This window comes from Conexibacter sp. SYSU D00693, from assembly GCF_017084525.1.
In the GTDB taxonomy this organism is placed as follows: Bacteria; Actinomycetota; Thermoleophilia; order Solirubrobacterales; family Solirubrobacteraceae; genus Baekduia.
Genome location: NZ_CP070950.1, coordinates 1920093 through 1939860 on the forward strand (window position 1 = coordinate 1920093; position 19768 = coordinate 1939860).

At 75.5% G+C, this 19768-nt stretch carries 22 protein-coding genes; 9 read left to right on the forward strand and 13 right to left on the reverse strand.

What is annotated here, in order from left to right; translation table 11 throughout:
- The first annotated feature begins 23 nt into the window (after window positions 1-23).
- Both JUB12_RS09490 and JUB12_RS09495 read left to right on the forward strand, forming a co-directional pair.
- Window positions 24-2186, forward strand: a complete 2163-nt coding sequence (locus JUB12_RS09490; protein ID WP_205699384.1) for a DEAD/DEAH box helicase — start codon at window positions 24-26, stop codon at window positions 2184-2186.
- A 64-nt stretch (window positions 2187-2250) separates the two neighbouring features.
- Window positions 2251-3627, forward strand: coding sequence for a metallophosphoesterase (locus tag JUB12_RS09495; RefSeq protein ID WP_205699385.1), 1377 nt, complete (start codon window positions 2251-2253; stop codon window positions 3625-3627).
- Between the two features lie 22 nt (window positions 3628-3649).
- Here the strand turns inward: JUB12_RS09495 and JUB12_RS09500 are convergent, their stop codons facing one another.
- The 5 genes from JUB12_RS09500 to JUB12_RS09520 all read right to left on the reverse strand — a co-directional run bounded on the left by JUB12_RS09500 (window position 3650) and on the right by JUB12_RS09520 (window position 8018).
- On the reverse strand, window positions 3650-4825 hold the full coding sequence (locus tag JUB12_RS09500) for an acyl-CoA dehydrogenase family protein (RefSeq protein ID WP_205699386.1): 1176 nt from the start codon (window positions 4823-4825) through the stop codon (window positions 3650-3652).
- A gap of 53 nt (window positions 4826-4878) precedes the next feature.
- Window positions 4879-5451 (reverse strand): TetR/AcrR family transcriptional regulator, encoded by a 573-nt coding sequence (locus JUB12_RS09505; RefSeq protein WP_205699387.1) that lies wholly within the window; start codon window positions 5449-5451, stop codon window positions 4879-4881.
- A complete protein-coding gene (locus JUB12_RS09510; RefSeq protein ID WP_205699388.1) occupies window positions 5448-6908 on the reverse strand; it encodes an MFS transporter in 1461 nt (486 codons plus the stop codon). Before JUB12_RS09510 ends, JUB12_RS09505 begins: the two co-directional genes overlap by 4 nt.
- Before the next feature lie 103 nt (window positions 6909-7011).
- Window positions 7012-7323 (reverse strand): AzlD domain-containing protein, encoded by a 312-nt coding sequence (locus JUB12_RS09515; protein ID WP_205699389.1) that lies wholly within the window; start codon window positions 7321-7323, stop codon window positions 7012-7014.
- A complete protein-coding gene (locus JUB12_RS09520; RefSeq protein ID WP_205699390.1) occupies window positions 7320-8018 on the reverse strand; it encodes an AzlC family ABC transporter permease in 699 nt (232 codons plus the stop codon). The genes JUB12_RS09515 and JUB12_RS09520 overlap by 4 nt, the downstream gene beginning before the upstream one ends.
- Window positions 8019-8092: 74 nt before the next feature.
- On the opposite strand from JUB12_RS09520, the gene JUB12_RS09525 reads away from it, so the two are divergent.
- The gene (locus JUB12_RS09525; RefSeq protein ID WP_205699391.1) at window positions 8093-8485 is read left to right on the forward strand and encodes a CBS domain-containing protein; all 393 of its coding nucleotides are present in this window, start codon (window positions 8093-8095) and stop codon (window positions 8483-8485) included.
- A 1-nt stretch (window position 8486) separates the two neighbouring features.
- Here the strand turns inward: JUB12_RS09525 and JUB12_RS09530 are convergent, their stop codons facing one another.
- On the reverse strand, window positions 8487-9014 hold the full coding sequence (locus JUB12_RS09530; RefSeq protein ID WP_205699392.1) for a PadR family transcriptional regulator: 528 nt from the start codon (window positions 9012-9014) through the stop codon (window positions 8487-8489).
- 71 nt (window positions 9015-9085) lie between these two features.
- Here JUB12_RS09530 and JUB12_RS09535 point away from each other — a divergent pair, with 71 nt between their 5' ends.
- A complete protein-coding gene (locus tag JUB12_RS09535; protein ID WP_205699393.1) occupies window positions 9086-9562 on the forward strand; it encodes a cupin domain-containing protein in 477 nt (158 codons plus the stop codon).
- Here the strand turns inward: JUB12_RS09535 and JUB12_RS09540 are convergent.
- The gene (locus JUB12_RS09540) at window positions 9546-10517 is read right to left on the reverse strand and encodes a hypothetical protein (RefSeq protein WP_205699394.1); all 972 of its coding nucleotides are present in this window, start codon (window positions 10515-10517) and stop codon (window positions 9546-9548) included. The two genes, JUB12_RS09535 and JUB12_RS09540, sit on opposite strands and share 17 nt — an antisense overlap.
- A 45-nt stretch (window positions 10518-10562) precedes the next feature.
- On the reverse strand, window positions 10563-11252 hold the full coding sequence (locus tag JUB12_RS09545; protein WP_205699395.1) for an SDR family NAD(P)-dependent oxidoreductase: 690 nt from the start codon (window positions 11250-11252) through the stop codon (window positions 10563-10565).
- 95 nt (window positions 11253-11347) lie between these two features.
- On the opposite strand from JUB12_RS09545, the gene JUB12_RS09550 reads away from it, so the two are divergent.
- From JUB12_RS09550 to JUB12_RS09570, 5 genes are read left to right on the forward strand one after another with little or no spacing between them, the layout of a single operon-like run.
- Complete coding sequence (locus tag JUB12_RS09550) at window positions 11348-12517, forward strand: ABC transporter ATP-binding protein (RefSeq protein WP_205699396.1); 1170 nt, start codon at window positions 11348-11350, stop codon at window positions 12515-12517.
- Entirely contained in the window at window positions 12514-13239 is a 726-nt protein-coding gene (locus JUB12_RS09555) for an ABC transporter permease (protein WP_205699397.1), read from the forward strand. Before JUB12_RS09550 ends, JUB12_RS09555 begins: the two co-directional genes overlap by 4 nt.
- Entirely contained in the window at window positions 13236-14012 is a 777-nt protein-coding gene (locus JUB12_RS09560; protein ID WP_205699398.1) for an ABC transporter permease, read from the forward strand. The genes JUB12_RS09555 and JUB12_RS09560 overlap by 4 nt, the downstream gene beginning before the upstream one ends.
- Entirely contained in the window at window positions 14009-15016 is a 1008-nt protein-coding gene (locus JUB12_RS09565) for a glycine betaine ABC transporter substrate-binding protein (RefSeq protein ID WP_205699399.1), read from the forward strand. Before JUB12_RS09560 ends, JUB12_RS09565 begins: the two co-directional genes overlap by 4 nt.
- A gap of 53 nt (window positions 15017-15069) precedes the next feature.
- Window positions 15070-15531: a type II toxin-antitoxin system RatA family toxin gene (locus JUB12_RS09570; protein WP_205699400.1), complete on the forward strand. Its 462-nt coding sequence runs from the start codon at window positions 15070-15072 to the stop codon at window positions 15529-15531.
- Here JUB12_RS09570 and JUB12_RS09575 read toward each other — a convergent pair.
- The 5 genes from JUB12_RS09575 to JUB12_RS09595 form a co-directional block, all read right to left on the reverse strand.
- A complete protein-coding gene (locus tag JUB12_RS09575) occupies window positions 15503-17023 on the reverse strand; it encodes an NAD(P)/FAD-dependent oxidoreductase (RefSeq protein ID WP_205699401.1) in 1521 nt (506 codons plus the stop codon). The two genes, JUB12_RS09570 and JUB12_RS09575, sit on opposite strands and share 29 nt — an antisense overlap.
- 52 nt (window positions 17024-17075) lie before the next feature.
- Window positions 17076-17300: a hypothetical protein gene (locus tag JUB12_RS09580; protein ID WP_205699402.1), complete on the reverse strand. Its 225-nt coding sequence runs from the start codon at window positions 17298-17300 to the stop codon at window positions 17076-17078.
- Between the two features lie 235 nt (window positions 17301-17535).
- The gene (locus JUB12_RS09585; protein ID WP_205699403.1) at window positions 17536-18228 is read right to left on the reverse strand and encodes a DJ-1/PfpI family protein; all 693 of its coding nucleotides are present in this window, start codon (window positions 18226-18228) and stop codon (window positions 17536-17538) included.
- 224 nt (window positions 18229-18452) lie between these two features.
- Window positions 18453-18674, reverse strand: a complete 222-nt coding sequence (locus tag JUB12_RS09590; protein WP_205699404.1) for a hypothetical protein — start codon at window positions 18672-18674, stop codon at window positions 18453-18455.
- A gap of 290 nt (window positions 18675-18964) precedes the next feature.
- Window positions 18965-19714 carry an ABC transporter permease gene (locus JUB12_RS09595; RefSeq protein ID WP_205699405.1) on the reverse strand — a complete coding sequence of 250 codons (750 nt, stop codon included), beginning with the start codon at window positions 19712-19714 and terminating at the stop codon, window positions 18965-18967.
- Between the last annotated feature and the right edge of the window lie 54 nt (window positions 19715-19768).

Consider the following 19768-nt stretch of genomic DNA (forward strand, 5'->3'; position numbering starts at 1 on the left):
CCACCTCGTACCGTGCAGGGGCGATGGAGCTCGCCCCCCACCGGCCGAACGTGGAGCTGCGCTCGGACCCGGAGCGCGGGACGCTGGTCGTGCTGGCCTTCCCCTACGACCCCGACGTCGTGGCGGCGGTGCGCGCCATCCCCCAGCGGCGCTTCGACTGGGACACGCGCGAGTGGTGGGCGCCCGCCGACGAGTGGGCGGGCGTGCACGTCGCCGACGTCCTCGCCCGCTTCCCGGAGCTCACGGCGACGCCCGAGGTCGAGGCGTGGCTGCGCGAGCTGCGCCACCGCTGGGCCGGGCGCGTCACGACGCGCCGCTGGGACGGCCGGGGCTGGTTCGTCCTGCGCACGCGCGCGGGGGAGGTGCCCGAGCTGCTGCGCGAGGGCGCGGCCGACCCGGGCGACGGGACGCTGCTGACGCCGCTGACCAAGGCGGCCGCCGAGGCGCTGATGGACAACCGCGGCGCGCGCCTGGACGATGCCGCCGCCCGCTGCGCCGCGGAGCTCGGGCTCGACCGCACCCCGCCGCCCGCGCGGCTCATCGTCGCCCGGACCGTCGAGGGCGAGCACCTCGAGCTCGAGGTGCTGTGGGACCCCGACGTCGCCGGCGCCTTCGACCGCCTGCCCGGCGCCGAGGGCGGCGGGCGCCTGCCGGTCGACCCGTGGGTCGTCGAGCCGCTCGAGGCGTTCCTGGCCGAGTTCGGCGTCGCCGTGGACCCGCTCGCCGTCCCGACGCTCGACGACCTGCGCGACGAGTTCGACGAGGCCCAGGACCAGGTCCGCCGCTCGCGCGCCCAGGCGGCCGACCCGATCCCCGAGGTGGCCGCCGTCCTGCAGGGCGAGCTGCAGCCGTTCCAGTGGGCGGGCGTGCGCTACCTGCTCGAGGCGCGCAACGCCTTCCTCGCCGACGAGCAGGGCCTGGGCAAGACGGTCCAGGCGCTCGCGACGCTCGAGGCCGACGGCGCCTACCCCGCGGTCGTCGTCTGCCCCGCCTCGCTCAAGCTCGTCTGGGAGCGCGAGGCCGCCCGGTGGATGCCCCACCGCACGGTCGCGGTCGTCCAGGGCCGCGGCGCCGTGCCGCGCGCCGCCGACATCACCGTCCTGAACTACGAGCTCGTGGAGCAGCACCGCGGCACGCTGGCCCGCCGCGAGCCCCAGGCGATCGTCATCGACGAGTCCCACCTCGTGAAGAACCCGCGCGCCAAGCGCACCCAGGCGGTGCGGCGCCTGGCGGCGGCGGTCCCCTACGGCGGCCTGCGCCTCGCCCTGACCGGCACGCCGGTGCTCAACCACGCCGACGAGCTCGTCTCGCAGCTGCGCGTCATCGGCCGCCTCGACGACTTCGGCTCGGGCGCGCGCTTCGCCAAGCGCTTCGGCGGCGCGCTGAGCGAGGAGCGCCTGCACTGGCACCTGTGCCGCTCGTGCTTCGTGCGCCGGCGCAAGGACGAGGTGCTCACGCAGCTGCCGCCCAAGCGCCGCGTCGTCGTGCCGGTGGCGCTGGCCAACACGCGCGAGTACCGCCTGGCCGAGCAGGACGTCATCGCGTGGCTGCGCACCCTGCCGCTGGACCTCTCCGAGCTCGACGCGCGGATCGCCGCGACGCTGCGGGCCAAGCGCCTGGCCCAGCTGACCGCGCTGCAGCGGCTGGCGGCCAAGGGCAAGCTCGCCGCGGCGCTGGGCTGGATCGAGGACTTCCTCGCCTCGGGCGAGCCGCTCGTGGTCTTCGCCCGCCACCGCGAGGTCCAGGCCGCCGTCCTCCAGCACTTCCCGGGCGCGGCCCACCTGCTGGGCAGCGACCCGCTCCCCGCGCGCGAGGCGACGGTCCGCGCCTTCCAGGAGCCCGACGGCCCGCAGCTGCTCGTCGCGGCCACGCGCGTCGCCGGACAGGGCCTGACGCTGACGCGCGCCTCCAACGTCTGCTTCCTCGAGCTCGAGTGGACCCCGGCGCTGCACGACCAGGCCGAGGACCGCTGCCACCGCATCGGCCAGCGCGACGCCGTGACCGCGTGGTACCTGCTGGCCGCCGAGTCGGTCGACGAGCGGATGGCGCGGCTGCTGGAGGCCAAGCGCGACGTGATCGGCGTCGTGACCGACGGCCGGCGCGTCGGCGGCACGCCGCTGGTCGAGGAGCTCGCGCGCGAGCTGCGCGACGCGGGCGAGCGCAAGCACCTGCGCGCCACGGGCTAGGCGTTCACGCGCCGTTCACCGGCCGGTGACGCGGCGGGCCGCACGCTGCGCCACGATCCGGTGCGTGCGGGGACAGGGGACCACGCGGCGCGACGCGCTGCGGGCAGCCGGCGCGGGGGCGCTGGCGGTGGGGGCGTGGCCGGCGACGACGGCGAGCGCCGGGAACGTGCTCGCGGGCGGGCTGCGCCCGGAGCTCGTGTCCGTCACGCCGGAGGGCTTCTCGGCGTGGTGGACGAGCAGCGCGCAGGCCGACACGGTGGTGCGCGTCGCGCGCGCCGACGGCCGGGGCGGCGTGCGCGAGCTCCAGCTCGCCGCCGGCCAGACGGTGCACGCGGCGACGGTCGAGGGGCTCGCGCCCGACACGCGCTACCGCTACGCGCTGTACGCCGGGCGCCGGCGCATGCCGACGACGCTCGCCAACCCGGGGACGTTCCGCACGCTGCGCCGCCCACGCGGCGCGCTGCTGGCGCGCATCGCGGTGGTCAACGACCTCCACGTGGGCGAGGGCTGCTCGGGGACGATCACCGAGCTCGGGGGCCAGTCGGTACCGCCCTGCTACCGCGCGCCCGACTACGCCCACCGGATGACCGCGGCCGCGCTCGAGGAGGTGCGCGCCGCGGGCCCGGACCTCCTGGTCGTCAACGGCGACCTCACCGACCGCGGCCGGCCCGATGAGGTGCGCCGCGCGCTCGAGCTCGTCCGCGGGACGGGCCTGCCCCACGCCATCACGCGCGGCAACCACGACCGCCGGCTGCACGAGCCCGGCACGCCGCCCGACGGCGACGTCCTGCGCGCGCTGGCCTTCCCGGACAAGGCGCCGGGCGACCACCTCCTGACGTCCGTGGCGCGGGTGGGCCCGCGCGTCGGGGTGATCGGCCTCGACTCCTGCGACCCGGAGAGCGGCAGCGGCCGGCTCGACCTCGGCGGCCAGCTCGGCTGGCTCGACGCGCGCCTGCAGGAGCTGCGGGCCGAGGGCCGCACGGCGCTCGTCTTCCTGCACCACCACGTCGCGCTGCAGGCCAACGCGACGCACCCGCCGCCGCTGACCTTCGGCGTCGGGACCGACCGGGCCGCGATCGCGTTCCTGAAGCTCCTGGGCCGCCAGCGCCACGTGCCGCTGGTCATGAGCGGCCACACGCACCGCAACTACGTCGCGCGCGACGCGCTCGCGCCGCGGACGGTCTTCCTCGAGAACGGCGCGACGAAGGAGTACCCCGCGGTGTGGGCGCTGCTCGAGGTGCACGAGGACGGCATCGTGCGCACCGTGCACCGGGCGGTGACGCCGTTCACCCGGGCGTGGGTGCAGACGTCGGCCCAGCAGGTCTTCGGCCGTCAGCCGGAGTACACGCGGGGCACGCTCGCGAGCCGGGCGTTCACGCTGCGCACGGACCGCCTGTCGCTGGGCGGTTCGCCGCGCCCGTCGCTGCTCGGCCCGCTGTGACCGCTCCCGCCCGCGGCCCCGCCTACGGCGTCGCGGGCACCGCGTCGTCGAGCAGCGGCTTGGCGAGCGCCAGCAGCAGCGCGTCGTTGGCGCCCTCGCCGATCTGCGTCTGCGGCGCGTCGCGACGCAGGCGCGCCAGCTCGTCGTCGGCGCGGTAGGAGCGCGAGGCCGCCAGGCGCGCGGCCCGGTCCACCGCCCAGACCGCGGTGTCGGAGGCGACGACCTTCGCGGCGGTGGAGAGGCGGCGGGCGTCGGGGCGGCGGGCATCGACCGCCAGCGCGGCGCGCCAGACGACGGCCTCCACGGCGGCGCGGCGCGCCTCGAGCTCGCCGACGCGCAGCTGCGCGTGGGTGTGGTCGCCCAGCACGCCGTCGCCGATCTCGCGCCCGACGGACTCCTGCACCGCGCACGCGAGCGCGCGATCCACGATCCCGAGCGCGCGGCAGGCCACGTTCACGCGGCCGACGTCGAGGACGTCGAGCATCTGGCGCGCGCCCTTGCCCGTCTGCTCGTCGCCGCCGAGGACCTCGGCGCCCGGCGCCTCGTGGTGGTCGAAGCGGTAGGCCGCGGACTCGACGCCGCGGTAGCCGACCTTGTCGAGGTCCTCCATGTGCCAGGTGTCGCCACCGCGGCCGTCGGCCGGCAGCAGCACGCACGACGGCTTGTCGGAGCCCTCGACGCGGGCCATGAGGAAGACGACCTGCGCGGAGCGCCCGCCGGCCACCCAGCGCTTGCGCCCGTCGAGGACGAGGCCGCCCCCCTCGCGCCGGGTCGCCGAGGTCTCGAGCTTGCCCAGGTCGCTGCCCGCCTGCGGCTCGGTGATGGAGAAGGAGCAGAGCACCCGGCCGGTGGCGATCTCCGGGAGCCACCGCTGCTGCTGGGCGGGCGTGCCGTGGCGGACCAGCAGCGTCGTGGCCAGGCACGTCGGGTTGACCGCGCCGGTGAGGGAGATCCAGCCCTGCGACAGCGTCCGCCACACCGGCACGAGCTCGGTGACCGAGAGGCCGGGACCGCCGTGCTCGCGCGGCACGAGCGCGCCGGTCAGGCCGAGGCCGACGAGGTGCTGCAGCGCGGCGTCCGGGAGCAGGTCCTCGCGGTCCCAGTCGGCGACCTCGGGCAGGACGACGTCGCGCACGAAGCCCTGCACCGCGGCGTGCAGGGACCCGGCGGGGGCGGCGGGCTCGGCGGTCGTGGCCATCGTGGCGTGCAGCCTTCCCCGCGGCGGGGCACGTCACGCCCGTGTGGCGCGTGTCACACAGCGCGCAGCGCGGCGACGGCGAGGCTCGCGGCGCGCCGCCAGGCGGCCGGGTCGCGCTCGTCGTCGTCGAGCAGGACGCGGGTCACGCCGCCGTAGAGGACCTCGAGGTCGCGGGCGGTCGCATCCGCGCGGATGGTGCCCTGCGCCTTGCCGCACGCGAGCAGCGCCTCGAACCCGGCGCGGATCCGCCCCTTGGCCTCCTGGAGCTCGGCGAGCTGCAGGTGGGCGGTGAGCGCGCCGGCGAGGGCGCGGTCGCGCGCCTGGCGCTCCGCGGCCCGGGCCAGCAGCGCGCGCAGCGCCTCGGCGGCGTCGTCCCCGGCCAGCGCGGCCCGCGTCTCCTCCTCGAAGCGCGCGAGCCGGGCGCGCACGACGGCGGCGACGAGGTGCTCCTTCGTGGGGAAGCTGCGGTAGACCGTCGCCTTGCCCACCCCGGCGCGCGTGGCGACCTCCGGGACCCCGGCGTCCAGGCCGTGGTCGGCGAAGACCGCCTCTGCCGCGGCGAGCACCGCCTCGCGGTTGCGGGCGGCGTCGGCACGCAGCGGGCGCTGGGCGGGCTCGGCGCTCATCGCCCGGCGGCGACCGGCTCCCCGAGCGGGGCGGCGGCGCCGACCTCCTCGAGCGGCGCGACCTGGTGGCGGTGCGCGCCGCGCGGGATGACCGTGGCGACCGCGGCAGCGAGGACGGAGAAGCCCGCGCAGAGCAGGAACGCGTTGCGGTAGCCGTCCTCCGAGGGCAGCGCGGTGCTGGCCAGGACGCTGCCCGTCAGCACCGCGGCAGCGACCTGCGAGCCCAGCGACGCGCCCACCGACCGGACCAGCGCGTTGAACCCGGTCGCCTCCCCGGTCTGCGCCTGGGGCACCGCCTCGATGATGAGGTTGGGCATGGCCGCGAACGCCAGGCCGATGCCCGCGGAGTTCACCGCGCCCCAGAGCAGGACCTCGAGCCTGCTGCCGTGCGACAGGGCGAGCAGCGTGAGGCCCACCGCGCAGGTGATGCCGCCGAGGGCCAGCGGGACCTTCGGCCCGGCACGGGTGGCCAGGACGCCCGAGAGCGGGCCCGTGACGAGCATGAGCAGCGAGCCGGGGAGCATGAGCAGGCCGGCGCCCGTGGCGTCGAGGCCGAAGCCGTAGCCCGAGGACTCCGGCGTGCTGACGAGCTGCGGGATGAGGACGAACGAGCCGAACATCCCGAAGCCGACGAGCAGGGTGGTGACGTTCGTGAGCAGCACGGGCCGCGAGGCGAGCGCGTCGAGGTCGGCCAGCGGCTCGGCGGTGCGGCGCTGCAGCGCGACCCAGCCCGCGAGGACGACGGCGCCCGCGACGATCAGCGCGAGCGTCCCCGGGTCGCCCCAGCCCCAGCGGTTGGCCTCCGAGATGCCGATGAGCGGCAGCACGAGGCCGAGGCCGAGCACGAGCGCGCCGCGGACGTCGACGCGCGCGGGCGTGCGGTGCGGCGACTCGGGGATGAACAGCGCGGTGCAGAGCGCGGCGAGCGTGGCGGTCGCCGCGCCGACCCAGAAGATCCAGTGGTAGGAGACCTCGTCGACCAGGACGCCGCCGAGGACGATGCCCAGGCCGCCGCCGATGCCGGCGATGGCGGAGATCATCCCGATGCCGGTGCCGACCCGCTCGCGCGGGAACTCGTCGCGGATGATCCCCATGGCCAGCGGGAAGACGCCGCCGCCCACGCCCTGCAGCACCCGGCCGGCGACCACGAGCTCGAGCGTCGAGCCGATGCCCGACAGGACGTTGCCGGCGGCGAAGACGAGCAGCGAGACGACGAGCAGCCGGCGCTTGCCGAACATGTCGCCGAGGCGGCCCATGACCGGTGTGGCCACGGCGGCGGCGACGAGGTAGCCGGTCAGGAGCCACGCGACGCCGCTGGCGTCGGTGTCGAACTCGCGGGTCAGCGAGCCCATCGCGGGCACGAGGGCGGACTGCGCGAGGGCGAAGGCCATCGCGCCGGTGGCGAGGATGAGCAGGCTGCGACCGGGGTGCGGCCGCGCGGCGAGGTCGGGGGACATGGGACTCCGAGACAGGAAGAAGCGGACTGAGGTGTCCACATCCTACCGACATCCGGACCCCTCAGTCCGGATCCCCGGGCGGAATGTGCCTGGCACATTCCACTCAGAGCGCCCGGAGCACGGCGGTGACCACGGCGGCCACGACGACGCCGAGGATCACCGACCCGCCGCGCCAGAGCACGACGCCCGCGCAGGCCACGCCCACGGTGTCGGCGCCGGCGTGCCAGCGCTCGTCGTCGGCCAGCGCGCTGGTCACCACGAGCGCGGCGAGCAGCGCAGGCGCCATGAGCGAGACGACGCCGAGGAAGCGCGGCGGCAGCTCGCGGCCGCCGAGGGCCACGGGGCCGGCCGCCTTGATGGCGAAGGTCACGACCGCCAGGCCGAGGATGACCGTCCAGACGGTGGTCGAGCTCACGCGTCCGGCTCCCGGCGCAGGCCGTCCAGGGCGACCAGGCTGGCGGCCAGGACGGGGACGCCCGCCGGCGCGACCGGCACCAGCGCGAGGGCGAGCGCCGCGCCCGCGAGCGCCACCCCCCGCGCTCGGCGGCTCCGGAGCTCGGCCATCAGGAGGGCGAGGAAGAACGTCGGGTACATCGCGTCGAGCCCGAGCTTGTCGGGGTCACCGAGCACGTCGCCGCCGAACGCGCCCGCCATGGTCCCGGCCAGCCACGTGCAGTACTGCGGCGCCGTCGAGCCGAAGAGGAACCACCGGTCGAAGGTCCCGTCGCCGCGGTTGGCCATCGCCCACGAGGCGTCGACCACCGTCTGGCCCTGCGCCGCGCGGCGCAGCGGCCCGCCCGGCAGCGAGGGCGCGAGCGCGACGCCCATCGGCAGGAAGCGCGAGTTCATCAGCGCGCCCGCCGCGATCGCCGCCCCGGCGGTCCCGCCGCCGGCGAGGATCGCCACCGCGGTGAACTGCGCCGAGCCGGCGAAGACGATCGCCGACGTCGCGATCGCCGCGACCGCGGAGAACCCCGCGTCGCGGGCGAGCACCCCGAAGCTCAGCGACAGCAGGAAGCCCGCCAGCGCGTACGGGACGCTGGCCCTGAACCCGGCCGACAGCGACGCGCGCCGCTCCGCGTCCGAGGCGTCGTGGTCTGCGTGCGGCACCCCGCCAGCCTGCCACGCATCCCCGCGCGGGGTCCGGGCACCCCCCGGTCATGGCACAGAGCATCCGAGAGGTCATGACGGCCGACCCGCTGACGGTCGAGTCGAGCGCGACGATGAAGGACGCCGCCGAGCAGATGCGCAACGACGACACCGGGGCGATCCTCGTCGTCGACGGCGGGACGCTGAAGGGCATCGTCACCGACCGCGACATCGCGGTCCGTGGGGTGGCGGACGGCCGCTCGCCCGACACGCCGGTGAGCGAGGTCTGCACGAGCGACCCGGTGACGCTCACGGTCGACCAGACCGTCGAGGACGCCATCCGCATCGCGCGCGACCAGCGCATCCGCCGGATCCCGGTCGTGCAGGACGGGCGCCCCGCGGGGATCGTCTCGCTCGGCGACCTGGCGATGGAGCGCGACGAGGACTCGGCGCTGGCCGACATCAGCGCCGCGCCGCAGAACAGCTGAGCTAGCGGCCGCCGAGCAGGGGCTCGACCTCGTCGAGCCACTGCTCGAGCGCGTCGAGCATCCGGTGGGCGAGGCGGTGGTTGACCAGCAGCCGCTCGCCGCGCGCCCCCAGCTCGGGCGCGACGCGCTCGCCCTCGCGCACGGCCTCGCGCGCGCCCGCGAGCTCCTCGCGCATCGCCGTCAGGCCCGCGAGGACGTCGCCGGGCTCGGCGAGGTCGGCGGCGAGCAGCCGCACCACGCCCTCCTGCTGGAGCTTGGGCAGCCCGGCCGGCGTGCGCACCCACTCGGTCACGGCGGCCCGGCCGGCATCGGTCAGCCGGTAGCGCGTGCGCGGCCCGGTCCGTCCCGGCTCCTCCTGCGGCGCCAGCAGCCCGGCCTCGGCCAGGCGCTTGGGCTCGGCGTACCACTGCGAGCGCGGCGCCTGCCAGTAGATGCGGCCGCGGTCACGCATCTCGGCGAGCTCGGGCGCGGTGGCGCCGCCCTCGCCCACGAGGGTCAGCACGACGTACGAGAAGGGGGTCAGCCGCACTTGTGGAGTCCGATCCGGACCTCTTAGAGTCCGCTTCAGACTCTACTACCGACCGGGAGGTCGATCCGCAGATGCAGTCCTACTGGTTCCTGGACACCCTCGTCGACGTGCAGGTCGACGGCGCCGCCACGGGCGGCGCGTACGCGATCGTCACGTTCGTCGCGCCGCCCGGCCACATGCCGCCGCCGCACGTCCACGCCACCGAGGCCGAGGGCATCCTCGTGCTCGACGGCGAGCTCACCGTCCACACGGGCTCGGGCTCCACCGCGCTCGGTCCGGGCGAGGCGGTCCATGCCCCCAGCGGCGTGCCGCACACGATCGAGGTCACGAGCGACGTGCCCTGCCGCTGGACGGTCGTCTCGTCGCCCGCGGGCTTCGAGGACTTCGTGCGCGCCATGGGCACGCCGGCCGGCAGCCGCGAGCTGCCGGTGCTCGACGGCCCGCCCGACGTCGAGCGCCTGACGCGGGTGGCCGCCGAGCACGGCATCACGTTCGTCGACGGCCTGGAGGCCGCCGCGCCGGAGGGTGCGCTCAGCGCTCGTGCGTGATGCCGGGACCGCTGGCCTCGCCGGCGCCCTCGTCGGAGGTGTCGTCGGCGGAGCCGGTGTCCTCGACGACCTCGGAGACCCGCTCCTGGTCGGGGTCGCCGTACGCCGCGGTGCTCGCGTCGGACTCGACCTCCGGCCGGAACGCGTCGCGCAGCGGGTTGCCGCCGCCGTCGCCGTGGGTCGCGTTCTCGATGAGGTCCTGCTCGGCGAGCTCGAAGCCCTCCTGCTCGCCGCCGCCGGCCTCGTAGACCGGCTCCATCGCCGGGTCGCCGCCGGCGTCGTCCTGGTGGGGGCCGCCGATCATCGCGGCCTCCGCCGCCGCCGCGGCGGCCTCGTCGGCGACGAGGGTCTCGATGTCGTCGGCACCCGGGTCCTCGCCCGGGAGCCGCTCGGGCATCCGCGCATCGGCGGCCTCCTCGATCTCGGTGGTGCTCGCCGGCGGACCGGGGGCGGTCACCGACGGGCCGGGGGTGTCGACCGGCGGCGTGGCCGCCACCGGCGTGGGGGTGCCCGCGGAGCGCGCGGGCGGCGGCGTGCTCACGCCGTTGACGCTGGGCGAGCCGGTGCCGTGGACGCCGCCGGGGGTCTGCGCCCCGGGCTGCTTGTCGCCGGGCGTGGCCTGGGTCAGCGCGGCGCCGAGGACCTCGGAGGCGCCGACGAGCACGTGCGGGAGCCAGCCCTTGACGCCCTCGTCCTTGGTCTTCAGCAGCCAGGGCGAGGCGGCCATGAACGCGCCGGTGGCGGCGTCGAGGGCGAGGTGGCCCTTCATGGGGATGACGCGCTTGACGCCGAGCTCGTAGTCGGTCAGCGCGCTGGCGGCGAGGGCGCCGCCGGCGGCGGCGCGGAAGAGCAGCGTGCTCCGCGTGCCGAGCCCGAGGACGGACGGGGCGGCCATGATGGCGGCACCGCCCGCGTAGTCGAGCACGGCGTGGGCCTTCGTCGGGATGCGGGGCATGTCCAGGCGCCTACCCGGGCGGCGCCCGCCCTGCACACGCGCGCCTCAGCGATGCAGCGCCAGGCGCTGGCCGTTCATCGCGTGGGCCGCGTCGGAGACGAGGTAGGCCAGCGCGGCGGCGACGTCGTCGACGTGGGTGTGCGACGCGAAGGCGTTGCCGGGCTCGTCCGCGCGCATCCGGTCGGTCACCAGGGCGTTGACCACCACGACGTTCGCGGTCGCCCCGTGCTCGGCGAGCTCGGCGGCGAAGGTCAGCGTCCACGCCTCGGCGGCCGCCTTGGCCGCGGCGTACGCCGCGTTGCCCGCGACCGGCCGCTGCGCCACCGTCGACGAGACGAGGGCGAAGCGCCCGCGCGGGCCCGCGGCCTTCAGCGCCGGCGCGAAGGCCCGCGTGGAGTGGACGACGGTGTGCAGGAGCAGGCGCTCGAGGAGCTCGAGGTCGGCGAGGTCGAGCGCCTCGACCGTCCGGCCCCCGCGCCAGCCGCCGACGAGGTGCAGCAGGCCGTCGACCTCGCCGAGCGCCGCCGCCCACTGCGCGGCGCCCTCCGCGGAGGCGAGGTCGGCCGTGCGCGCGTCGCCCGCGTGCTCGCGGACGACCTCCAGTGCGCCGGCGTCGCGGTCGGCCGCGGCCACCCAGGCACCCTGCTCGGCCAGCGCCCGGACCACCGCGGGACCGAGCGCGCCGCCCGCTCCGGCGACCGCGATGCGGCGCCCCTCCAGCCCTCGCTGCTGCACGTCGCGAGCGTAGCTGCGCACGCGCCAGCCCCCACGGCACGCCGCCCGAGGCACTAGGCTCGCCGCTTCGCGTTGCTCTGCAACGCGCCAGGAGCATGGCCCAGACGCCCTCCCCAGCGGTCAGCATCGAGTTCCGCGACGCGACCAAGCGCTACCCCGGCGCGTCCGCGCCGGCGGTCGACGGCCTCTCGCTCACCGTCGAGGCCGGGCAGATCTGCGTGCTCGTCGGTCCCTCAGGCTGCGGCAAGACCACCGCGATGCGCATGGTCAACCGGCTGATCGACATGACCAGCGGCGACATCCTGCTCGGCGGGCGCTCGGTCAAGGACCGCAGGCCGGCCGAGCTGCGGCGCGAGGTCGGCTACGCGATCCAGCAGATCGGCCTCTTCCCGCACCAGACGGTGGCCAGGAACATCGCGACGGTCCCCGGCCTGCTGGGGTGGGACAAGGACCGCATCCGCGCCCGGGTCGACGAGCTGCTCGAGCTCATCTCGCTGGACCCCGACGAGGTGCGCGACCGCTACCCGGGCCAGCTGTCCGGCGGCCAGCGCCAGCGCGTCGGCGTCGCCCGAGCGCTCGCGGCCGACCCGCCGGTCCTGCTCATGGACGAGCCGTTCGGCGCGATCGACCCGATCAACCGCGAGCGCCTGCAGAACGAGTTCCTGCGCCTGCAGGCCGAGCTGCGCAAGACGATCGTCTTCGTCACCCACGACATCGACGAGGCGATCAAGATGGGCGACCGGATCGCGGTCATGCGCACGGGCGGCGAGCTCGTGCAGTACGCCGCGCCGGCCGAGCTGCTGACCGACCCGGCCGACGACTTCGTCGAGCGCTTCGTCGGGGCCGACCGGGCGCTCAAGCGCCTCGCGCTGCAGCGGGTGCGCGACGTCGACCTGTGGAAGGTCGCGACGGCGCGCGAGGGCGACAGCGTCGCCGGGGCCCGCACGGCGATGGCGGAGAGCGACGTGCCCGAGCTGCTGCTGCTCGTCGGCGCCGACGGCCGGCCCCGGGGCTGGCTGGCCGAGCGCGACCTCACCGGCGCGACCATCCCGGCGCAGGGCAGCTCCGAGGCGACGCCGGTGCTCGAGCTCGACGACGTCCTGCGCGACGCGCTCGGCGACCTGCTGTCGGCCCAGACGCAGTACGGCCCGGTGGTCGACGCCCAGGGCCGGCTGGCCGGCGTGCTCTCGATGGCGGTGATCGCGCACGCGCTGCACGTGCCCGCCAGCGAGGTGCGCTCGAGCTCCGCCCTGGTCGAGGGATGAGCCTCGAGCTGCTCGTCGGCCAGATCCAGATCCGTGAGCGCACCGGGCAGGGCTGCGTCGCGGAGAACGGCTTCTGCCCCGACTGGATCGCCGACAACCTCGACAAGTACTGGTCGCCGTTGCTCGAGCACGTGTGGCTGAGCGTCGTCTCGGTCGCGATCGGCTTCCTCATCGCCTTCGCGCTGGCCGTCGTCGCCCACCGCCGCCGCTGGCTGACCGGGCCGATCCTCGGCGTCACGGGCGCGCTCTACACCGTGCCGAGCGTCGCGGCGTTCCTGCTGCTGCTGCCGATCACCGGCCGCGGCAACGGGACGGCGATCGTCGCGCTGGTCGCCTACACGCTGCTCATCCTCTTCCGCAACATCACGACCGGGCTGCGCAACGTCCCGGCCGAGGCCGTGGACGCCGCCCGTGGGATGGGCCTCACCGACCGCCAGGTCCTGCGGCGCGTCGAGCTGCCGCTCGCGGCGCCCGAGGTCCTGGCCGGCCTGCGGATCGCCTTCACGACGACGGTCGGCCTCGCGACGCTCGCGTTCTTCGCGGGCGGCGGCGGGCTGGGCGAGCTCATCTACTCCGAGAAGGCGGGCACCGGTGGCATCCGCTTCCAGTCCAACGTCGTCGTCGCGGGCGGGCTGGCGATCCTGCTCGCCGCGGTCGGTGACCTGATCGTCCTCGGCGTGCAGCGCCACGTCGCGCGCTGGCAGCGGGTGGCGCAGGCGTGAGCGACCTCGGCTGCGGCCCGGCGCCCCAGGACCTCGGCGCGTTCCACGACGCGGTCGACTTCCTGCTCTCCCAGCGCGAGTCGATCTCCGGGGGCGTCTGCATCGGCGGCCTGGGCGAGGTCGGCGACCTCGCGGCCAGCCACATGACGCTGAGCCTCGTCGCGGTGGCGGTGGCGGTCGCCGTGGCGGTGCCGATCGGCGTCTGGCTCGGGCACGTGGGCCGCGGGGAGTTCCTGGCGGTCTCGGTCTCGAACGTCGGGCGGGCGGTGCCCTCGCTGGCGCTGCTGGCGTTCTTCGTCGCCTTCCTCGGGATCGGCTTCACGAACGTCGCGGCGGTGCTGACGCTCCTGGCCATCCCGCCGATCCTCACCAACACCTACGTGGGGATCCGGCAGGCCGACCGCGAGGCGGTGGAGGCCGCACGCGGCATGGGCTTCACCGGCGCGCAGGTGGCGCGGCGCATCGAGCTGCCGCTGGCGATGCCGACGATCTTCGGCGGGATCCGCACGTCCGCGGTCGCCGTGGTGGCCACGGCGACGATCTCGCCGCTGGCCAACACCGAGTCCTTGGGCAACCCCATCCTGGAGCCCCAGACCTACGGCGACGCCGGCCAGCTCGGCGCGGCGATCGCCGTCGCACTGCTCACGCTGGCCACCGACGGCGTGCTGGGCCTCGTCCAGCGCGCGGTCACCCCGGCCGGCATCCGCGCCGGCGCGCATCCGCGCACCAAGCGGCTGTCCCTCCCCATCCCCAGAAGAGCGGAGACCACATGAAGACGACCCTCAAGGCGCTCGCGAGCGCCCTGCTGCTGCTCGTGCTCGCGTTCGCCGTCGGCGCCTGCGGCGACGACGAGGACGACGCGGCCGGCGGCTCCGGCGGCGGCGACGCCCCGGCGCAGACCCAGACGACGTCGGGCGGCGGCGGCAAGCTCATCGAGCGCGACGCGGCCAACTCGGGCAAGCGGATCACCGTCGGCTCGAAGAACTTCGCCGAGCAGTACATCCTCGGCGAGATCTACGCCCAGGCCCTCCAGGCGGCGGGCTTCACCGTCAAGAAGCAGCTCGACCTCGGCTCCGAGCAGGTCGCCTTCCGGGCGCTCAAGCGCGGGACGATCGACGCCTACCCCGAGTACACGGGCACGGCCCTGACGTCCTTCTACAAGGTGGAGGTCGACGACGTCCCGCGCGACAAGGAGCAGTCCTTCGCCCAGCTCAAGGCCGACCTCGCGAAGGACGGCATCACGGCGATGCCGCAGACGCCGTTCCAGAACACCTACGTCGTGACGTCGACCAAGGCGGTCGCCGACGAGCTGGGCAACCCGAAGACCATCACCGAGCTCGCCGAGAAGGCCGGCTCGTCCAAGCGGCTGTCGGGCTTCCCGGAGTGCCGCCAGCGCACGGACTGCCTCCTGGGCCTCAAGCAGCGCTACGGCTGGTCGCCGAAGTTCGTGTCGAGCACGGGCCAGTACTCCGACCTCGACAAGGGCCAGGCCGACTTCACGATGGGCTTCGGCACCGACGGCCCGCTGTCGCTGGACAAGTACGTCACCTACGAGGACGACAAGCAGCTCTTCCCGCCCTACTACGTGACCTTCATGGTCCGCCAGAGCGGCGTGGAGAAGCTCGGCGCCGGTGGCCAGGCGGTCATCGAGAAGGTGCAGGAGCCGCTGACCGAGGAGGTCATGCAGGAGCTCAACTCCCGCGTGACCATCGACAAGCAGAAGCCCGAGGCCGTCGCCGCCGCGTACCTGCGCGAGGCCGGCTTCGTCGAGGGCTGATCGCGGGCTGACGTGCGCGTTCCCCGGGGTGCTCGGTCGGGCACCCCGGGGGCGTGCCGTCCTACGGGGAGTGCCAGTCCGCCGAGGTCGACGCGTCGCCGGAGGACTGCTTCGCGGCGCTCACCGACTTCGAGGCCCTGCCGTCGTGGCAGGGCGCGGTCCGCGAGGTCCGCGTGCTCGAGCGCGACGCGGCCGGCCGGGGCTCGCTGGTCGAGTACGCGGTCGACGCGAAGGTGCGCACGCTGCGCTACCGGCTGCGCCAGGACTACGCGGGCGCGCCGGAGCGTCTCGGGTGCACGTACGCGGGCGGCGACTTCCGCGACTTCGCCGGGGAGTGGCGCTTCGCGGCGCTCGACGGCGGCGGACGGTGCCGCGTCGAGCTCGACCTCTCGATCGACCCTGGCCGCTTCGTGCCGGGGCCGGTGCGCGGCCTGATCGCCGACGCGGTGATGAAGCGCGCGCTGGGCGACCTGCAGGCGCGGTTCGCTAGAAGCGCCGCAGGCGCGCCTCGCTGAGCGCGAGCTTCGCGGCGGCGGCGCCGGGGACGCCGTGCACGGCGCCGCCGGGGAAGGTCGCGGCGCTGCAGAGGTAGAGGCCGCGGATCGGCGTCCGGTAGGGCGTCAGGCTCGGCAGCGGGCGGAAGACGACCTGGTCCAGCGCGTAGGAGCCGGCGCCGACGTCGCCGCCGTGGAGGTTGGCATCGCGGTGGAAGAGGTCGTCGGGGCCCATGACGTGGCGGGCCTTGATGCGGTCGCGGAAGCCGGGGGCGAACTGCTCGATGCGCGCCTCCATCCGCTCGACCTCCTGCTCGAGGTCCTTCGGCCAGCCGCGGCCCTGCGGTCCGTGGGTGTAGGCCCAGGCGGTGTGCTTGCCCGCCGGCGCGCGGGTCGGGTCGGCGACGGTCTGCTGGCCGAGCAGCATGAACGGCTGCTCGGGCAGGTGCGGTCCGGAGACCTCGGTGTCGCGCAGGACCTCGTGCTCCTCGCCGCCGACGTGGACGGTCCCGGCGCGGCGGGCGACCGGCGCGCTCCACGGGATCCGGCCGTCGAGGGCCCAGTCGACCTTCACCGTCGCGGGGCCGGGGCGGTAGCGGGCGAGCGCGTGGTCGTAGCGCGCCGGCAGGTCACCCTCCGCCAGGGTCCGCAGCTGGCGCGGGAGGACGTCGGCGAGGACGAGCGAGCCCGAGACGCGGTCGCCGTCCTGCAGGTGGACGCCGACGACCTTGCCGCGCTCCGTGGCGACCTTCGTGACGCGGGCGTTCGTGCGGATCGTGCCCCCGAGCTCCTGGAGGTGGGCGGTCAGGGCCTGGGCCAGCCTCGCCGCACCGCCCTCCGGGCTCGGCCACCCCGCGGCGTGTCCGAGGAGGTTGAGGTAGGCCGCGGCGATGGCGCTGCCGGCGCCGTTGGGCGGGACGTCGCCGTGCATCGCCGCGCCGTAGAGCCAGGCGCGGTTGCCCTGGTCCTCGAAGAGCTCGTGGCCGAGGCCCTGCGCGGGACCGAGCAGCAGCCGCGCCAGGTCGAGGCCGCCCTTCAGGCCGGTGCGCGCGACGAGCTCGGCCGGTCCCTTCACGGGCGGGAAGCCGGAGAGGAGCGTGTTGCGCAGCGCGCGGAAGTGGCGCAGGTACGGGTCCGCGAAGGTCGCCCAGGTGTCGCCGTCACCTGGGTGGCGGTCGTCGAGGCTCGCGGCGGTCGCCTGGACGTCGCGGTGGAGCGCCACCGCGGTCCCGTCCGGGAGCGGGTGGGCGTAGCAGACCTCGGGGTGGATCCACGTGAGCCCGTGGCGCTCGAGCGGCAGCGCGCGGAACACCGGCGACGCCGCAGCCGCCGGGTAGACCGCGCTGAACACGTCGTGGTGGAAGCCGGGCAGCGTCAGCTCCTCCGTCTTGACCGCCCCACCGGGCGTCCCGGCCGCCTCCAGCACCGTCACCTCCCGCCCCGCCGCGGCGAGCGCGATGGCCGCCGACAGGCCGTTGGGTCCGGCACCGATGACCAGGGCGGGACGTGGCATCGCCTGTCGGCCTACCCCGCGCCGGGGGTTCGTCGTCGTCGGTGGTGGGTGGTCAGTCGAGCAGGCCGACCAGGCCGAGAGTCAGGAACAGCGCCGCCATGACCCACCGCACGGTGGCGCGGATGAAGCGGTCCTGCCGCGAGTCCGTCGCGTACGTCAGGACCCACCGCTGCCAGACGCTGCGCGGCCTGCCGTCCGGCGCACCCGCGAGCCGCCGCTGTAGCCGGACGCCGCCAGCCTCGAGGCGCTTGCCGGCGACGACGAGCGCTGTTGCCACGGCGAGGCACAACACCGCCTGCCAGTCCTCGACGGCTCAACCCTCCCTGCCGTGGCGCTCAGGCAGTCTGCCACCGCTCGAGGCGCAGGCTGAACCCCTGCACGACCCCCGCAACGGCACGCCGCAGAGCAGGGCGCGGAGGTCGTCCATGACGGACGAGAACCCGAAGGACGCGCCGAACATCAGCGCAACGACGATGAGCGCCTCCCGGATCTGCGCCGACATCGACCTGGGACTACCCCGGGCGCGTGGCGAGTGAGCGCACGGTGTGGCGGGCGATGCCGGCGACGCGGTGCAGCGGAGCGTCGCCGAGGAGCATGCGCAGCGCGAGGCGCAGGGTCGACGCGCTGGCGGTGTCGGGCGAACCGGCGGAGAACGGCGGCTGGGGGTCGTACTCGATGGCGAGCTGGAGGGCCTTGGCCCGCTCCTCCCCATGGACCATCGCGGTGAGGGTGAGGGCCATGTCGATCCCGGCGGAGACGCCCGCGCCCGTGATGACCTTCCCGTCGACGACGACGCGCTCGGCGACGACATCCACGCCCATCGCGCGCAGCCCCTCCCGGAAGGCCCAGTGCGTGGTCGCCCGGCGACCGGTCAGGACGCCGGCCTTCGCGTAGAGCGCGGCGCCGGTGCAGGCCGACGCGCACCACGTCGCGGTCGCGCTCGCGTCCCGGACCCAGTCGACCAGCACGTCGTCCTCCAGCACCGGCAGCGGGTCCTCGGCGCCCGGGATGACGATCAGGTCGGGCCGCGGCAGCGTCGCCGGCGTGTCGGTCGGCAGGACCCGCAGCCCCATGTCCGTCGCCACCGGCCCCTCGCCGCTCGAGACGACGTGGATCTCGGCGTCCGGCCAGCGGCTCAGCACCTCGTAGGGGCCGATCAGGTCCAGGGCGGTGAAGCCGTCGTACACGACGTAGGCGATCTGCATGGCGCGACCGACCCTCCCGCGCGACCCCGGCGACGGCAAGGACCTCCACCCCACCCTCTCCGCCATGCTCGGGGTCAGACCCCGTCGTGCGACATGCCCTGGCACCGCGCTCGGGGTCAGACCCCGAGCATGCGACAGTCCCTGGCACCGCACCGCGCTCGGGGTCAGACCCTGTCGCATTCCCCTGCAAATGACCGCAATGCGACGGGGTCTGACCCCGAGCGTCAGGTGGTGTTGGCGGCGTCGAGCCAGACCGTCACCAGGACCAGGGCAGCGGTGATGGCGAGGATGGTGGCCTGGACCGTCCAGGTCCCGAGGAGGAGGACGGCGGCGCAGAACGCGAGGGAGGCGACGGCGATGACCGCCTGCGCGCGCGGGCCGGGGCGGGGCAGGTCGCGCAGGGCGCCGTGGGCCTCGGAGCGCGTCCACAGCGGGGTGACGGCCACAGCGGCGAGCGCCCCACCGACCGATGGGGAGACGCCGAGGACCCGCGACGCGAGGGATGTCAGGGCATCGAGTGCGGCGATGGCGAGGACCGCCGCAAGCATCGACTTCGCCTGCCGCAGGCGCACAGCACGGTGCTACCCGTGCGACCGGGGTCCGACCGCCACGATGCGACATGCCCTGGCACCGCACGAAGCGACGGGGTCAGACCCTGTCGCATTCCCCTGCAAACGGCCGCAATGCGACGGGGTCTGACCCCGAGCGGGGGTGCGACGGGGTCTTACCCCGAGCGTCAGGGGGTGGCGACGCGCTCGCCCGGGAGGATGGAGGCGCGGACCGCGAGGGTGGTGGCGAGGCGGGCGGCGACGAGCTCGACGGCGAGGAGGGCGAGGAGGACGAGGAGCTGGATGCGGGCCGCTTCGCCGGCGGAGGCGCCGCCGAGGACGAGGCCGACGAAGGTGCCCGGGAGGGTGACCAGGCCGACGGAGCGGGTCTGGTCGACGATCGGGAGCATCGCGGTGCGGACGGCGCGAACCGCGAGGGGGTCGAGGGCGTCGCGGGCGGCGTCGCCGAGGGAGAGGCGGGCCTCGACCTCCTCCGCGCCGTCGACGAGGCCCTCGTGGAAGCGGCGGCCCGCGAGGCCGACGGCGGTCATGGCACCGCCGATGAGGATGCCGGCGCCCGGGACGATCGCGCGGGGCTCCGCGTCGAAGGCGCCGGTCGCGACGAGCAGCCCGAGGGCGGTCAGGGCCGGCGCGGCGATGGCGACCGCGGCGGTGCGGCGAGCGGCGGGCAGCGGGGCGAGACGGCCGCCGGCGACGAAGGTCGCGGTGGTGAGCATCACCGCGATGAAGACCGCCGACAGCCCCGGCGCCTCGAAGACCAGGGCCACGAAGGCGCCGACGACGAGGAGCTGCGCCGTCGCCCGCGCGGCGGCGATCGCCAGCTCGCGGTCGAGCCCCAGGCGCCAGCGCCAGGCGAGCGCCGCCGCGAGGACCGCGAAGCCCACCGCGACCACGAGCTGGACGACCGCCTCATCCACGGCGTGCTCCGCGCGCGACGGACGCTGGCCGGTCCTCGCCGGCGCCCGACCACC

Bases quoted from the DNA above. Each gene is read 5' to 3' on its own strand.
- JUB12_RS09490 (WP_205699384.1), top strand. From the start codon at position 24: ATGGAGCTCGCCCCCCACCGGCCGAACGTGGAGCTGCGCTCGGACCCG.
- JUB12_RS09500 (WP_205699386.1), bottom strand. From the start codon at position 4,825: ATGGCCACGACCGCCGAGCCCGCCGCCCCCGCCGGGTCCCTGCACGCC.
- JUB12_RS09505 (WP_205699387.1), bottom strand. From the start codon at position 5,451: ATGAGCGCCGAGCCCGCCCAGCGCCCGCTGCGTGCCGACGCCGCCCGC.
- JUB12_RS09510 (WP_205699388.1), bottom strand. From the start codon at position 6,908: ATGTCCCCCGACCTCGCCGCGCGGCCGCACCCCGGTCGCAGCCTGCTC.
- JUB12_RS09525 (WP_205699391.1), top strand. From the start codon at position 8,093: ATGACGGCCGACCCGCTGACGGTCGAGTCGAGCGCGACGATGAAGGAC.
- JUB12_RS09535 (WP_205699393.1), top strand. From the start codon at position 9,086: ATGCAGTCCTACTGGTTCCTGGACACCCTCGTCGACGTGCAGGTCGAC.
- JUB12_RS09540 (WP_205699394.1), bottom strand. From the start codon at position 10,517: ATGCCCCGCATCCCGACGAAGGCCCACGCCGTGCTCGACTACGCGGGC.
- JUB12_RS09550 (WP_205699396.1), top strand. From the start codon at position 11,348: ATGGCCCAGACGCCCTCCCCAGCGGTCAGCATCGAGTTCCGCGACGCG.
- JUB12_RS09555 (WP_205699397.1), top strand. From the start codon at position 12,514: ATGAGCCTCGAGCTGCTCGTCGGCCAGATCCAGATCCGTGAGCGCACC.
- JUB12_RS09565 (WP_205699399.1), top strand. From the start codon at position 14,009: ATGAAGACGACCCTCAAGGCGCTCGCGAGCGCCCTGCTGCTGCTCGTG.
- JUB12_RS09575 (WP_205699401.1), bottom strand. From the start codon at position 17,023: ATGCCACGTCCCGCCCTGGTCATCGGTGCCGGACCCAACGGCCTGTCG.
- JUB12_RS09585 (WP_205699403.1), bottom strand. From the start codon at position 18,228: ATGCAGATCGCCTACGTCGTGTACGACGGCTTCACCGCCCTGGACCTG.